10 protein-coding genes and 1 other RNA gene are annotated in these 16,080 nt (G+C 41.2%); 1 reads left to right on the top strand and 10 read right to left on the bottom strand.

All coding sequences use genetic code 11. The features are described from left to right. Nucleotides 1–282: 282 nt before the first annotated feature. The 7 genes from rlmB to DO88_RS15815 all read right to left on the bottom strand — a co-directional run bounded on the left by rlmB (nucleotide 283) and on the right by DO88_RS15815 (nucleotide 9,153). A complete protein-coding gene (rlmB, locus tag DO88_RS15785; RefSeq protein ID WP_007378377.1) occupies nucleotides 283–1,026 on the bottom strand; it encodes a 23S rRNA (guanosine(2251)-2'-O)-methyltransferase RlmB in 744 nt (247 codons plus the stop codon). After that, complete coding sequence (gene rnr / locus DO88_RS15790; RefSeq protein WP_007378378.1) at nucleotides 1,023–3,518, bottom strand: ribonuclease R; 2,496 nt, start codon at nucleotides 3,516–3,518, stop codon at nucleotides 1,023–1,025. Before rnr ends, rlmB begins: the two co-directional genes overlap by 4 nt. Nucleotides 3,519–3,707: 189 nt before the next feature. Beyond that, entirely contained in the window at nucleotides 3,708–4,442 is a 735-nt protein-coding gene (locus tag DO88_RS15795) for an enoyl-CoA hydratase/isomerase family protein (RefSeq protein WP_033038080.1), read from the bottom strand. Between the two features lie 430 nt (nucleotides 4,443–4,872). Next, nucleotides 4,873–6,039 (bottom strand): FAD-dependent monooxygenase, encoded by a 1,167-nt coding sequence (locus tag DO88_RS15800; protein ID WP_033038079.1) that lies wholly within the window; start codon nucleotides 6,037–6,039, stop codon nucleotides 4,873–4,875. Beyond that, a complete protein-coding gene (gene ubiH / locus DO88_RS15805; RefSeq protein ID WP_033038078.1) occupies nucleotides 6,036–7,223 on the bottom strand; it encodes a 2-octaprenyl-6-methoxyphenyl hydroxylase in 1,188 nt (395 codons plus the stop codon). The genes DO88_RS15800 and ubiH overlap by 4 nt, the downstream gene beginning before the upstream one ends. Nucleotides 7,224–7,238: 15 nt before the next feature. Beyond that, a complete protein-coding gene (gene pepP, locus DO88_RS15810; protein WP_033038077.1) occupies nucleotides 7,239–8,561 on the bottom strand; it encodes a Xaa-Pro aminopeptidase in 1,323 nt (440 codons plus the stop codon). Between the two features lie 28 nt (nucleotides 8,562–8,589). Then, on the bottom strand, nucleotides 8,590–9,153 hold the full coding sequence (locus DO88_RS15815) for a UPF0149 family protein (RefSeq protein ID WP_033038076.1): 564 nt from the start codon (nucleotides 9,151–9,153) through the stop codon (nucleotides 8,590–8,592). Nucleotides 9,154–9,346: 193 nt separating this feature from the next. Here DO88_RS15815 and ssrS point away from each other — a divergent pair. Further along, a non-coding RNA gene (gene ssrS / locus DO88_RS18665) (6S RNA) lies at nucleotides 9,347–9,529 on the top strand. A 137-nt stretch (nucleotides 9,530–9,666) separates the two neighbouring features. Here ssrS and DO88_RS15820 read toward each other — a convergent pair. The 3 genes from DO88_RS15820 to DO88_RS15830 are packed head-to-tail and all read right to left on the bottom strand — an operon-like array spanning nucleotide 9,667 to nucleotide 15,468. Continuing rightward, a complete protein-coding gene (locus DO88_RS15820; RefSeq protein WP_033038075.1) occupies nucleotides 9,667–12,750 on the bottom strand; it encodes an efflux RND transporter permease subunit in 3,084 nt (1,027 codons plus the stop codon). After that, nucleotides 12,747–14,063: an efflux RND transporter periplasmic adaptor subunit gene (locus DO88_RS15825; RefSeq protein ID WP_033038074.1), complete on the bottom strand. Its 1,317-nt coding sequence runs from the start codon at nucleotides 14,061–14,063 to the stop codon at nucleotides 12,747–12,749. Before DO88_RS15825 ends, DO88_RS15820 begins: the two co-directional genes overlap by 4 nt. Continuing rightward, nucleotides 14,053–15,468 carry a TolC family protein gene (locus tag DO88_RS15830; RefSeq protein WP_033038073.1) on the bottom strand — a complete coding sequence of 472 codons (1,416 nt, stop codon included), beginning with the start codon at nucleotides 15,466–15,468 and terminating at the stop codon, nucleotides 14,053–14,055. Before DO88_RS15830 ends, DO88_RS15825 begins: the two co-directional genes overlap by 11 nt. Nucleotides 15,469–16,080: the final 612 nt, after the last annotated feature.

Raw genomic sequence — 16,080 nt, 5'->3', positions numbered from 1 at the left:
ATGTAAGACCACTACACATCTAAATTATTGCCTTGTTATTAAACCGTTTACCTGCGCTTTGTATAAGAGAAATGGTTCACTAGCTGCTTTAAAAACAACTGATATAAGAACAACTATATTTCGTTATTTTTGTCTTGCTATAGAGCTATTTTCCTATCGCTATAATAGAGCATCAATTGGTGTAAAATTAAAGCGTAAATTACAGACACAAAAAAGCCGAGATTGAATTTCAATCTCGGCTTTTTTAATACTTAATTTAAATTAGGTATTATTTATTAGGTATTAGTTATTTGCGTTACGTTGGCGTAAAACTTCAAACAAACAAATACCCGTGGCTACCGATACGTTTAAGCTTGAAACTGTACCCGCCATTGGAATTTTAACAAGCATATCGCAATGCTCACGCGTTAAGCGTCGCATGCCCTCACCCTCTGCACCCATAACAATAGCCATTGGGCCTGTTAAGCTTGCATCAAATACGTGGTTATCAGTTTCGCCAGCAGTGCCTACAACCCATACGCCCGCATCTTTAATTTCGCGAAGCGTACGCGCAAGGTTAGTCACTTGAATAAGCGGTACTGTTTCGGCTGCGCCACAAGCTACTTTACGTGCTGTGCCGTTAAGCTTTGCAGAGCGATCTTTAGGTACAATGATAGCGTGAACACCAGCAGCGTCTGCACTACGTAGGCATGCACCTAAGTTATGCGGATCGGTAATACCATCAAGCACCAGTAAAAACGGTGTGTCTTCACGAGCGATTATCGCATCAAGATCTTTTTCGTTAAACGTTGGCGCTGCTTTTACGTTAGCAATAATACCTTGATGCTGCTCACCTTTTGATTTGCTATCAAGGGCTTTGCGCTGCATAAACTGTACTGAAATACCAAATTTACGTGCTTCATCAATAATCGGAGTTGAGCGTTTGTCGTCACGACCTTTAAGGGCATAAATTTCTACAAAGCGCTCTGGTTCGCTTTCTAAAATTGCTTCAACAGAATGAAAGCCAAAAATTAATTCATTACTCACGTATTGTCTGCTCCTGGGCTAGTACGTTTACGGGCATTTTTGCCTGCTCTTTTAGGCTTTTTAACGGCCTTTTTCTTCGGTTTTTTCTTTACGGCAGTGTCTGCTGCTTTTTTATCTGCAGGTTTTGTTGCAGACTTATTTGCAGGCTTGCCTTTATCTTTATTTGCTGGCTTTTTTTTACCTTTAGGTTTGTCATCGCTGTGCGACTTTTTACCCGGTACTTTGCCTGCTTTTAATTGCGAACGCACACTTGCTGGCGCATGCTCAGATTTGCCTGAGCCTTTTTTAGGTGCACGACGACGTGAGTATCTGTCTTGTGCAACATCGCCTTTAAGCGTTAAGTTTATACGGCGATCGTCTAAACTAACCGATGCAACTTTAACTGTTACTTTATCGCCAAGGCGATAAACAGTATGCGAGTGCTCACCTATTAGGGTGTGTTTTGCAGCATCATGTGCAAAAAACTCATCGCCTAAATTAGTAACGTGAATAAGCCCATCAATTTGTAAATCATCTAAACGAATAAACAAACCAAAGTTAGTGACCGATGAAATAACACCGTTAAACTCGTCACCTACGTGATCTTGCATAAACTCACATTTAAGCCAATCAGCTACTTCGCGAGTTGCATCATCGGCGCGGCGCTCTGTTGTAGAACACTGCTCACCTAGTTGATCAACTTCGTCGTCGGTATAAGCGTATTCGCCAGACGTTTGCTGACCTTGTGCTTTTATTACTGCTTTAATAGCACGATGCACGACTAAATCTGGGTAACGACGTATTGGCGATGTAAAATGCGCGTAAGCCGATAACGCTAAACCAAAGTGACCAATGTTATCTGGCTGATATACAGCTTGTTTCATTGAACGCAGTAACATAGTTTGAATAAGTTCAGCTTCTGGGCGGTCACCTAGTCGCGCTAATACTTGCGTTATTTCTTTTGGTGTTGGCTCGTCGCTTAATGTACTTTCAATACCTAACTCGCCTAAAAACTTAGTAAAGTTACCTAGTTTTTCTTGGTCTGGTTCGTCATGCACACGATAAAGCGCGCTTGCTTCGTGCTTTTCAAGAATTTTAGCCGCCGATACGTTGGCTAAAATCATACATTCTTCAATGAGTTTGTGCGCGTCGTTACGAATAACAGGCACTATTGATTCTATTTTACGTTGAGCGTTAAATACAAAACGTGTTTCTAGGGTTTCAAACTCAATGGCACCACGGTCTTGGCGTGCTGCTTTAAGTGCCATGTACATTTGCTGTAAATCAGTTAAATGTGGCACAACGGCTGAGTATTCTTCGCGTAGTTTTTCGTCGTTTTGTAAAATGGCATTTACTTTAGTGTAAGTTAAACGTGCATGCGAGTTCATCACGGCTTCGTAAAACTTATAACCCGAAAGTTTACCCGCGCTCGACACGGTCATTTCGGCAACCATACATAAGCGATCTACTTTTGGATTAAGCGAACATAATCCGTTAGAAAGCACTTTTGGTAGCATCGGAATTACTTGCTCAGGAAAATACACTGAGTTACCACGCAAAATTGCTTCTTTGTTAAGCGGCGTGTTCATTCCTACGTAATGCGATACATCGGCAATGGCAACCCATAAGCGCCAGCCACCTGATTTTTTAGGTTCACAATATACGGCGTCATCAAAGTCGCGTGCATCTTCGCCATCAATAGTTACAAGTGGTAAATCACGTAAATCTACGCGACCTTGTTTGTCAGCTTCTTCAACAAATTCACCTAGGTGAGCAACTTGTGCTTCAACTTCTTCTGGCCATACATGTGGAATATCGTGATTGCGCAGTGCGACTTCAATTTCCATACCTGGGGCTAAATGCTCACCAAGTACATCTATAACTTTACCTACCGCGTTCATGTTACGGCTTGGATTTTGCGTAATTTTAACCTGCACCATTTGGTTATGGCGGGCACCGTTTTCGTTGCCTGGTAAAATCATTATATCTTGCGTTATGCGCGGGTCTTCAGCGACTACCACAGCAACACCGTGCTCAACAAAGTAACGGCCAACAATTGGCGCGCGCTCGTTAGTAAGCACTTTTATAATACGTGCATCGCATTTTGAGCCAGAACCACGTTTAGTGCCTTTAGCTAGTACAATGTCGCCATGTAACACCATATTCATTTGGTGCTTAGCAATAAACCAATCTTTACTCTCGCCTTCAACTTCTAAAAAGCCGAAACCGTCTCTGTGGCCTATTACTTTGCCTTTGGTTAAACCGGCTTCGTCAATTAGGGCGTAGCATTTAAATTTATTGAAATACAGCTGTCCGTCACGCTCCATAGCGCGAAGGCGGCGTTTAAATGCTATTTGGCGTTCGTCATCGTTTACTGCTAGTTCTTCACATAATTGCGCGTAGTTAGCAGGCTTTGAACGCTCTTGAAGGTGAGTAAGTATAAACTCACGACTAGGGACTGGGTTTTCGTACTTTTCTTGTTCTCGACTGAGATTTGGATCTTGGTTTGACATTCACTATCTTGTTAGTTGGTTATGTAGGTATTTTAACCCATATAGTTATAATGAGACAGGTAAAAGCTATTAAACTTTTAAGAAAGCACTTTTACCGTACTGTATAGTTTAAAAATCTAGCGCAATGGGACTTAACGATCCCTTAACTGCAAAGCATTTAGTCATTTCGTAGCAATGCTAAAACCTATACTATTTTTTTTGTAGGTTTTTCCACAGCAGTTTACTTATATTATCAATAAAGCTTGGGTCTTCTTCTTTCATCGTAAGTAAAATCTGCTTATTCATTTGTGTTTTATTTTGAGCGTAAATCCAACGGTTTTTATTAAACTGCTGGGCAAACTCAAGTGCACCCGCTTGTAGTTCGTCATTATTTGCAAACACAGCTTCAACTACTTTGTTCTCTAGCAGCTGCTCTGCACCAACCCGCTCTCCTGACATAGCTAGACGATTAAAGAATGTTTGCGAAATTGCTTTATTAATTATAGGAAACATCGACGGAACAAACGGCACCATTACATCCACTTCAGGAAAACAAAAAAAGCCTTTGTCTGATTTCATAAATCTAAAGTCGCACGCACACGCAAGTACAGCACCATTACCATAGGTATGCCCGTTTAACACAGCAATAATAGGCATAGGAAAAGTAACGATGCGTTTAAATAAATCGCCTATTTGCACCATAAAGTCAGAAATTGCTGCAGGTAAAATACTTGGATTAGACATCCATTGAAGGTCGATACCCAATGACCAATTTTTATCACTCGAAGACGTTAAAATAACTGACTTAATATTTTGATCTGCTTCAATGTGGTCTAGGTGTAAATTAAACTCAGCCAAAAACGCTGGATTATGACGGTTTTCAGCGGTATTCATGGTGAGTATAGCGGTGTTATTTGTAGTTGTTAGTTCTATTAAATTTGCCATTAAATCCTCTTTTTTGCTTTTTAAGTTAGCTCTAAGCGCAGTTCATTATTTTTATAGTTATCAATAATACCAACTCGATTAATTAAGTGGTCTATTTTGGGGCAAGAAAACCTTGTCGATTATAAGGCAAATTAGTTGTTCTATATCAAAAATTTTAACACAGTTAGTGTCAGATTTAATCCCTCAAATTGATTAAGTATTATTGCGGATTGGTATAAGGCATGTTTATTTTTTGAGGTTAAATTTTCAGCGGTATGTTTAACTTGGCGCTTATAAAATTCGAGGTTTGGTAATTAATCGTCTTGAATTCAAGTGTTTAGTTTGGATGAATTTCAAAAAATAAGAAGCACTTAATTTAACTCAATATAAACATTAAAAAAGGCGCTCTTAAATTAAGCATCGTTCTTTACAAAACTTATTGTCGATGTTTTTACTTTCCTATCGCTTCTTTGGCGAACAAGTGTTTTATTGGCCCTAGGTTATCAACTAGCGACAACCCTACTCCGCGAATAAGCTTTTTAAACGGATTAGCCCCTTCAAATAACTCTTTTAGCCCTTGCATCATGGCTATGTGTTTTTGTGCGTCGAGCTTACGGGTACGTTCGTAATCGCGCAGTGTGCGCGTGCTTGCAAACTCCTTGCTATCACTTGTTAAAAGCTCAATTAAATAAGCCGCATCTTTTAGGCCTAGGTTCATACCAAGCCCTGCAAGTGGATGGATTGTATGTGCAGCATCGCCAATGAGTACCACTTTGCCTGAAACCCATTGCTGAGCGTAGCGCATTTTAAGTGGAAAAGCTGCGCGCGCACTTTGCACTTCACATAGCCCGCATTGGCCATCTATTGCTGCCATTACGGCTTTATTAAAGCTGCTGTCGTCCATTGCAAGCAGCTCATCGCAGTGGTTTGGGCTGGTAGACCATACTATTGAATGCGTATTTGCATCGCTCAGAGGTAAAAATGCCAGGGGCCCGGTTGGTAAAAACACTTGGCGTGCGGTGTTTTCGTGCGGCTCTTTGGTTTTTACGGTTGCGACTAGCGCATGGTGATCGTAATCTTTAAAGCTAAGCGCCATATTAAATTGTTTGCGAATAGCTGAGTTTGCCCCATCAGCGGCCACCAGCAGTTTTGCAATAATTGGCTCGCCGCTTTTAAGCGTTATAAATACATCTGATTCGCTTTGATGTATTTGCTGATACTGCGTATCAAACATTAGCGTGGCACTGCTTTGTTGCTCTAGCTCTTTTATAAGCGCGTAGCGGATAATGTCGTTTTCAACAATATGGCCTAAATGTTCAAGCTCAAGTTGTTTGTTATCAAACGCTATTTTGCCAAAACTGTCGGCGTCGCGTACGTCCATATGCGTATAAGCGCACGCTCGCTGTGCGATAATTTCGGGCCATACGTTTAATTGTTCAAGCAAGGTTTGACTTGCAATGCTTAGCGCACTTACGCGCAAACCATATTCGTCAGTTGGTAATGTTTGTGTTGGTGCGCCGTCGAGTACAACTACGCTTATATCGGCTTTTGCCAATCCAAGTGCTAGTGTTAGCCCTACACAGCCGCCACCTACAATACAAACCTGTGCTTGCTTCATAAACGCCTACCTTGTTTAACTTGCCCCATTAACTGTTTAGCTAATGGCGCTTTTAATGCGGGAAATAAATCCATCGAGAACAACCCAATACTCCGCCCCAATGCGAGCACTCGCGATGAGTTTGAAAAAAGCCTAACAAGTGCATCGGTTAAACTCATTACGGTTTTTATATCATCACTGCGCTTTTTAGAATATTCACGTGTAAACGCATAGCTTCCTAAACCGTGTTGGCTGTTTGCTATTAAATTACTAAGTACTTGCACGTCGCGAAGGCCTAAATTAAAACCTTGTCCTGCAATAGGATGAATAGCATGTGCAGCATTACCAATGACCACTGTACGGTGCGCAGTCAAAGACTCGACTTGCCCGTAAACGAGCGGGTAACTCGTGCGCATGCCTACTTTAGTAAATTGACCACCGCGATAACCAAACGCACTTTGTAGGGCACTTATAAAGTCTTGTTCATTAAGTGCCATGTGCTGTTCAACCTGATCTTGGCTCATACACCACACCAACGAATAACGGTTATTGCTCATGGGTAATAACGCCATAGGCCCGCTTTGTGTAAAACGCTCAAAGGCATGATTATTATGCCCACCAGCCACTTCTACATTAGCAATAATTGCGCCTTGTTCATAAGGCTGGGTATTAAAACCAAGCCCGAGTAAATTACGTGTGGGTGATTGTGCACCATCAGCAATAACCAATAGCGCTGCGTTTAATTGCTCGCCGCTTTGCAGTGTGAGTGTATTGCTATGCAGAGTTTGCTCAATGGCAGTTACGCTATCGGGGCACAAAAGCGTAATATTTGATTGCGTTAAACGCAGGTGGAGCGCTCGGCCAAAAGGGTTAACTTCTACTACGTAACCAAGTGAAGGCTTAGCAAATTCGTCGCAATTAATGTGCGCTTTGCCAAAGTGGCCTCTATCAGACACGCTCACTTTTTTGATTGCTGCGGTGTAAGGGGCATTTTGTTCAAATAAATTGAGGCTTTGTAAATACTCTACCGATTGCTGAGCAAGTGCAATACTTCTGTCGTCAAAGCTTGGGTGGTAGTCGCCGGTTACTTGATTAGCTTCTACAACGGCAATATTTAACGCGGGATTAGTTTTAGCCACACTTAATGCGCAGCTTGCTCCTGCTAAACCACCGCCAATAATAACTACATCAAACTGCTTAGCCACTTTACTCTCCGAGCTTTATACGTTTTTAGCACTTTGCATAAGTGCTTCTATATCGCTAATTTTTTTAGGTACGCTTAGGGTCAAGTTTTCATGGCCGGTTTCGGTAACTAGCAAGTTATCTTCGATACGAATACCAATGCCTTTGTATTTTTGCGGTGCGCTTGAGTCTTCGCTTATATAAAGCCCAGGCTCTATAGTGAGTACCATACCCGGCTCAAATGCACGCTCAACGTTATTTACTTTGTAATCGCCAACATCATGTACATCTAAACCAAGCCAATGCCCAAGCCCGTGCATGTAATATTCTTTACATGCCCCTTTTGCCATTAGCTCATCAAAGTCGCCGGTTAAAATACCTAAATCAAGTAAACCTTGGGTCATTACTTCCATTGCACGTTTATTAGCATGCGACATAAACCCGCCGGGTTTTACTTCATCAAAAGCAACTTCTTGCGCTTTAAGAACAATATTATAAAGCGCGGCTTGCTCTTCGCTAAATTGTCCATTTACTGGAAAAGTACGGGTAATATCGGCGGCGTAACCTTGTAGCTCGCAACCGGAGTCTATAAGTACCAGGTCGCCATTTTTTAATACGTCGCTATTTTGCGTGTAATGTAAAATATTGGCGTTGTCGCCACTACCAACAATTGTGCCGTACGCCGGGTGCGGCGCACCATTCATGGCATAATGATGATGCAGCTCTGCCTCTAGCTGAAATTCAGTAGCTCCGGGGTGTGAAAAACGCATAGCGCGCATGTGCCCTCGCGCACTAATTTCACAGCCTTCTCGCATAACATCTATCTCGCTTGGCGATTTAAACAAACGCATTTCATGAATAAGGCCGCGTATTTCTTTTAAAGTACTCGGTGCTTTAAGGCCTTTTCGTGAGCCACTTCGAAGTGTACCTAGTAACGAAAACACTTTAGTATCAAATGAAGGATAAGCACCTTGTGCAAAATAAATCGCATCTTTTTCATTTAGTATATCGAGTAGCTTATCGTTTAATTCACTTAGCGGGTAAGCTTCATCAAACAAGTAGTCACTTTTAGCTTTATCAAAGCCAACCCTGCGGCCATGCCAAATTTCGGCAAGCTTGTCTTTATCTAAGCAAAATAAAGTACTCGGTGCATTGCTGTTGTTACATAGTACAAGTACAGCGTCGGGTTCGTTAAAGCCTGTTAAATAGAAAAAGTCGCTATCTTGTCTAAATGCATATTCGGTATCGCGGCTGCGCGTAACTTCGCTCGCAGCAGGGATAATAGCAACGCTATTTTTATCCATTTGCGCAAGTAAACGCTCGCGGCGTGCTTTAAATTCTGACTTTTGTACTTCAACCATTATTAACCAACCCGTTTAACTTTTTAAACTAATGAAGTGTTTTTTTAGTACTTTGCGTGTTTTGCTCTTTACCAAGCTCTGCAAAACAAAGTAGTGCTGATACACGCACATACTCAACGACTTCGTGCAGCGCTTGGCTGTCTTCTTCGGTCTCTTCAAAAGTAGTATCTAAGCGAGTGATTTCGCTAAAGTCAGTAATAACTTCTTTAACATCGCTCGATAGTTTACCGTAATCTTTTTGCTTTAAGCCAAAACCAAGCATAAAGCCTGCTACCCATGATACGAGACCATTAGCCTGATCGATAAGTGTTTCGTCGTCGCTTGGTAAAAATAAATCAAACTGAAATTCATCATCATTAAAGCTAGCGACTACTTGCTTATAAATAGTGCCAAAAAACTGCTTTAAATCGTTACTAAACGATTCACCATCGTTAAACACATCGCTTAAAAGGCCTAAGTATTCTTTGTCGTCAATGGTTAAACCACACGCAAGTAAACCACTAATTACACCATGCGCTTCAGCAGGTGATACAAATATTTCGTTTTTTTCTAAAAGCAGTTGAGCTTTTTCGTAATCGGGTAAATCGTTCATAATCGAATCTTCGCTTTGCAAGTTAAGGCAATGCTACCACTCGATAAAAAGCAACTCCAATTAATTGTATGATCAAGCTCAAAAACCATGCGATAAAGTAAATGGCGAGTTAAAGGTGCGGGAAAACTAAGCGAACGGTTTAATTTTTTACGTTTGGGGTTTAAGGATTGGATTATGTCTTATATACTTAAATTGTTCCCTGGGGTACCGGAGCTTGGTTAAGTCCCTGAGCCGATAAATTTTATACCAGGATTTCTGTTCGTCTACTATTGTGCAAGCTCGGCATGTACCGAGAAGCCTACGGTAAACCGCAGATTTCCGCCCTGAAACCTTCTGGTTTCAGGACTGAAACCGGGTACCGTATCTTGGGGAACACCTTCTTATTTTTATACTCCCTCTTATTGCTTATTCATTTTTTTGCTATACCTTCGTACATTATTTTTATAATTTTTGGCAAAAAAAAGCTGCAAGCAATTTCTTACTTACAGCTAAATTTTAAATGCTTACGCTTATTTACTTAAACCAACCTTGAAAGCGCTCCATCATCATGTAGTTTATTGGCACTAACAATAAAGTAATAAAGGTCGCAAAAATAATCCCAAACCCTAGACTTACCGCCATAGGTATTAAAAACTGCGCCTGAGTCGCTTTTTCAAATAATAACGGCATTAAGCCAATAAAGGTCGTTAAACTAGTTAGCATTACAGGGCGAAAACGCGATGCACCTGCAATTTTAACCGCATCTAGTAATTTGCCGCCTTCACTGCGCTTTTTATTGATAAAATCAACTAGTACAAGGGAGTCATTTACTACCACCCCAGTTAAAGCGAGCATACCAAGCAAGCTCATAATGGTTAAATCCATGCCCATAATCCAATGCCCGACTACAGCACCTATCATGCCAAATGGAATTACACTCATTACTATAATTGGCTGTAAGTAAGATTTAAGCGGTATTGCTAATAGCGCATAAATTATGAAAAATACAAACACAAGCGCCCAAGCCAATGACCCAAACGACTCTCGCTGCTCTTTAGCCTCACCTTCTAGTTTATAATCTACTCCAGGATATTGTTGCATTAACTCATCTAAATACTCCGTTAGGTCAGCCTGAAGTATGGTCATGTTGGTGTTATTTTTTTCAATATCCGCTGTTACATTTAAAGTACGGTAGCGGTCTATTCGGTTAATAGTTGACGGGCTCTGCCCTGCGGTAAGAGTTGCAACATGCGATAACGGCACCGAGCCACCAGCTGGTGTATTTATAAGTATATTTTGTAAATCGGCTACAGAGCGACGCTCTTCAATAGGCAAGCGTACCATTACACGAACATCATCACGTCCGCGCTGAATACGCTGTACTTGCGAGCCAAAGAAGGAGTTACGCACTTGCCCTGCAACATTAACTCTATTTAAACCCAGCGCTAAGCCTTGCTGCGTAAGCTCTATTTGTAACTCTTCTTTACCATCAGACATGCTATCGGCAATATCAAACACCGTTGGGTAGGTCGATAAACGGGTTTTAATGTGATCAGCCACGTCTTGTAAAATAGTCAACGAAGTCCCGCTAAGCTGAACATCAATTGGGTCAGAACTTCGGCCAATTTCGGCTCTAAACGTTAAGCTTTCAGCACCTGGAATGACACCAATTAAATCGCGCCATTCGCTGGCAAGCTCTCTTGATCCTATTTCTGATTCACGCTTTTCAGCCGGTGTTATTTCAAAGCGTACAGAACCTGAATTAGATACACCACCGCGCCCACCTGTTGTGGCTAATATATTTAAAATAACGCTTTCACCTGTATCTGGGTCGCGGTATTTTTCTTGTAATTGCTGCGCCTTTTGCGACATATCAATTACGTATTTATTAGTGACTTCAAACGGCGTACCTGTTGGTAGTGTTAAGTTAACGCGGACTGTTTCGCTTGGTATACGCGGGAAAAATACAAACTTAGTCCAACCGCTAGTGATCATGGTTAAAATTATTATAAACACACCAACAAACAAACTTACCGAAGCCAATTTATGGCGCAGTGCTAAATTTAAAGTTGGTTGGTAATATTTTAAAATCGCGTTTTCAAATCCATCTGCAAAACGCTGTTGAATAACATCAAACTTTGAAGGTTCGCCTTTTTCGTGGCGTAGTTTTATATATTTTAAATGTGCGGGTAGTACAAATTTAGATTCAATCAATGAAAACAATAATACCGGAATAACCACTACCGGTATTTGTGCAAACAGAGCACCGCGCGCCCCTTCAATAAAGGCTAAAGGTAAAAAGGCGGCAACGGTAGTTAATACACCAAATGTTACTGGTGTTGCGACTTCTTGAGTGCCTAAAATTGCAGCTTGCTCGCCCGATTTAGCTGTTTTTAAATGGGTATAGACATTTTCGCCAGTAACTATGGCGTCATCAACAACAATTCCCAGTACTAATATAAAGCCAAATAAACTCATAATATTAAGGGTTACGCCAAATATAGGCATCGCTATAAACGCCCCCATAAACGAAACCGGAATACCAATAAATACCCAAAATGCAATTGCAGGGCGTAAAAACAAAGTAAGTAAAGCAAGTACTAAAATACCGCCTTGTAGGGCATTGGTCGTTAGTGTGGCAATTCGACTTTTAACCAGCTCCGAATCATCATCCCAGTAACTTAGTTCAAATCCTTGTGGAAGGGAGCTTTGTTGCTCTTTTATGTAATTTTTAACTTCGTCAGCAACAGTAATCGCACTTTGCGGACCAATTCGATATACGTCGATAAATGCAGCCTGCTTACCATTAAAGCGAGTACGTACTGGGGTTTCTTCAAAATCGTCTTTAATTATTGCAATATCGCCTAAACGAATAATCGTGCCGTCAGCTTGGTTTTTAACAACAATATTGGCAAATTCATCTTTACGATATGCTTGCCCTTTAGAGCTTATAAGTACGTCCCCACCTTCAGTTTTTAAGTTACCAGCAGAAATATCAGAGCTTGAATTAGCAATGGCACTCGATATTTGTGCCAAACTTAAATCGTACTGGCGAAGAACGTCTTGGCTTACTTCAATGGCTATTTCGTAATCACGAACACCACTTAGCTCTACCTGCGTCACATTTGGTAAGCGTAGAATTTGATCGCGTACTGTTTCTGCATATTCACGGGTTTCTTTTTCGCCGTAATCACTCGATACAGTAACCGCGATAACTTCGCGAATTCGCTCCGCAAGCGCGACTATTGGCTTTTCAGCATCGGCTGGAAAGGTGTTAATTGCATCTACACGACTTTTAATATCGGCTAAAAGCTCACGCGGGTCGTAGCCCGTTTCAACTTCTATTGTTACAGAGCCAGAACCTTCAGAAGAGCGGCTAAATATTTGCTTAATACCTTCTAAATCTTGTACGGCTTCTTCTATACGAATTGTTACGCCTTGCTCTACATCCTCTGGTGTTGAGCCACGCAAACTTACGTTCACGCTTATCATGTCGGTTTCGAATGAAGGGAATACTTCAAGCGGTATTTTAGTCGATAAACTAAAAAGCCCCGACAGCAGCAACGTTACTAGCAATAAGTTAGCTGCAACATGGTTTTTGGCAAACCAAGCTATCATGGCTTATCTCCTTGCTTTGCTGGACGGCGTTTTTTTAACTCTTCAACACTAATACCAAGCTCTTTTGCTTTTTGTTCAAGCTGCTCTGGAGTCGGGCGTTTTCCTTTACCTTGCCCATTCGCTCCACGGCTTTTAGGTTGATCTGCACTTTGTTCACCTAAAATACTTACTTGAGTTCCTGAACTTACTTGACCAAGTGGAGTAATAACAAGCTTATCATTTGCGTTTAAACCGGTTTTTATCATCGCCTGAGTCGCATTTTGCCAAGCTAGTGTGATGTCTTTGCGCTTAAGTACGCCACCTTCAACAATGTAAACGTACGTTCCTTGATAAATTGTACTGTTAGGAATTATAAGTGCGTTAGATACTGTTCTGCCGGTAATTTGCGCTTTTATATACTGCCCAATTTTTATTGGGTACTGGTTATTTGCTGTTGCTTTATACGGGTCATTAATTTTAGCAACGACATAAAGCTGCTGTGCGCCTTCATCTATAGCACCTTCTGTGCGTGCTAATTGACCTTGCCACGTTTGCTCACCTACTAAGTCAGAAGTAAATTTAACAATTGAACCCGCTTGGTTTTTAGCACCATCGCGATACTGCTCTGGTAAATTTACAAATGGGAGATCTTTATTTTTAATTGGTAGGCGAATCTCAACGCTATCGATTGCGTAAATGGTGGCTAGCTGTGTGTTGTTAGTAACAACTTGCCCTAAATCAACACTACGGCTGAGTATACGCCCCGCATATGGCGCCGTTACTTTAGTGCGCTCTAAATCAAGCATCGCTTTTTCAAGTGCTGCCTGCGCCGATAAAACCTCAGCTTCAGCGGCTGCTAGTTGTGGCTCACGTAGTACTAAACTGCTTGCCTGATTTGAGCCGCCAAGGCGTTTCCAATCGGTAATAGCTTGTTGCCCACGCGCCTTCTCTTCTAGCAAACCTTGCTCTGCGGTTAATAAATTGGCTTGAGCAGATTTAACTTCAGCCTGATGATCTCTGTCGTCTAGTTTTAAAAGTACATCGCCTTTTTCAAAAAAGCCGCCTTCTCTAAAGTCATCACTTACTTCAATTATTTGCCCAGATGCCTGAGCCACTAACAAGCTTTGTGTACGTGGTTTTACAGTACCGTAGCTGTCTATCATCACTTGATAATTTTGTGGTTTTAGCTCAAGCGCAGCCACACTTATTGATGCCTTAGGAGGTATCCCAAAGCGTTTAGCCTCAGGCGTGTTATTTTTAATAAACATAACAATTAAAATAGTGGCAACTATAACCACCGCTGGAATAATAATTTTTGCTGTTTTAGTTTTCATCGTTATTGCTCTTTAGTTCACTTGAGGGCTTTGCAAAATCACCACCAAGGGCAATGTGTAAGTTAATTCTATTGGCTATTAATTGGTTTTTAATATCGATTAAGGAGCTTTGCGCGTCAAAAGAACGGTCTTGGGCATCAAGCACTGTCGTGTAAGTTACCAAGCCACTTTGATACTGCTCAAACGACAATTGCTCTGCAGCAAGTGCGTTTTCTTGTGCCTCTAATGTGCTTGTATATTGAGCTTTAAGGGACTGCTGCTGCGAAATTGCATTTTCAACATCGCCAAACGCGTCATAAAGCGTTTGTAAATAAAGCTGCTCTTGCTTTTGAGTATTAAGACGCGCTATTTCTTCGTTGGCTTTTAAGCGCCCTCCTTCAAAAAGTGGCGCTGAAATACTACCTAATAAAGACCATGCAAGGCTTGATGGAGAAAACAAGTCGCTTACTCGGTCTGTACTATCACTTAATGAAGCTGTTAAATCTAAACTTGGAAAGCGTTGTTTATGCGCATATGCCAATGATGCATCGGCTGCTAAAAGCTCATACCAACTTGCACGTAGAGTAGGTTTTCGCGTTATAAGCTCAGAAGGTAATCCTAGAGGAATATCGGTATTAATAACAGGTAAGTCACTACTAGCAGTAATAGCGCCTTTTGGGTATTCACCAAGTAAACGCTCAAGTACACGTGCTGATGCCGATAAACTCGCTGTTTGAGTGGCAATGCGAGAGCGTTCATTATTAAGCTCATTACGCGCTAAATACACATCGAGCGCTTCGTTTATACCTTGGCGATAGCCAGACTCAATAATATCTAGATTTTGTTGTGCATTGGCTTCACGACGCTTAAATAAATCCAGTAATTGCTGCGCCGTAACCACATCAAACCAACCTGTTACCACATCAGCAACAAGTTGCTGTTTAGCTTGCTCAAACCGCGCCTGCTGAGCTAAATAGTTAAGATTAGCTTCGCGCTTAGCGTCAGAAAGCTTACCCCATAAATCAACCTCGTAAGTTAAATTTAAACTTACGGAGCTTGCGTTGTCGTAACTTACAGGGCGGTTGTCTTTACTACGGCTTGTACGTGTTGATAAATCGAGGCTTGGCCAAAGTGCAGCGCCCGAGACTATAAGTTGCTGCTTTTGAATTTCAACATCATAACTCGTTTGCAAAAGCTGTTGGTTGTTTTTAAGTGCTTGTTGTACAAATTTATTAAGCGTAGGATTTTGTAATTGTGTAAGCCATTGCTCTTGTATTTTTAATACTGAGCTTGATGCTTCTTGCTGCCATTGCTGAGGCATATTATTAGGGACTTGCATGCGCTGAGACGAGTTTAAATCACTCGCACAGCCGCTGAGCAGCATCACACTAATTGCCAGTAGGGTTGGCTTGCATTGCCAAATCATAATTAAACCTAAATTACTGCTATTTATGAACGTAATTCAAGCACTTTGGCAAATTTTGCTCAACTTACTTTACATAACATTACATAGCTAGCGATGAATTAACATAATAGCCAGTTATACGGTAAAAATGAGTAAATGATCAGCAATTTTTAATACTAAAATTAACTTTTTGTAATGTGTTTAAGAGATTAACTATACAAAAACAAAAAAGCCCCGCTATAAGCGAGGCTTTAAATAAATGTGCCGACTAACCGACTCGAGCAGGTAACTTATACAGACTACTGATTACAAGTCAGTTGCTTTGCTCTTAACTATGGGTATTTTTCATTCTCAAGTTGAAAACAAAAAAGCCCCGCTATAAGCGAGGCTTTAAGTAAATGTGCCGACTAACAAAGTCGAGCGGGTAACTTATACAGACTACTGATTACAAGTCAGTTGCTTTAAGTTACCTAAATAAATGGTGCCGACTAACCGACTCGAGCGGGTAACTTATACAGACTACTGATTACAAGTCAGTTGCTTTGCTCTTAACTATGGGTATTTTAAATTCTCAAGTTGAAAACAAAAAAGCCTCGCTATAAGCGAGGCTTTTAAATAAATGGTGCCGACTAA

It is taken from the genome of Pseudoalteromonas sp. S3431 (assembly GCF_000690035.1).
Classification (GTDB): domain Bacteria; phylum Pseudomonadota; class Gammaproteobacteria; order Enterobacterales; family Alteromonadaceae; genus Pseudoalteromonas; species Pseudoalteromonas fuliginea.
This window is presented reverse-complemented; position numbering and strand designations above follow the sequence as displayed.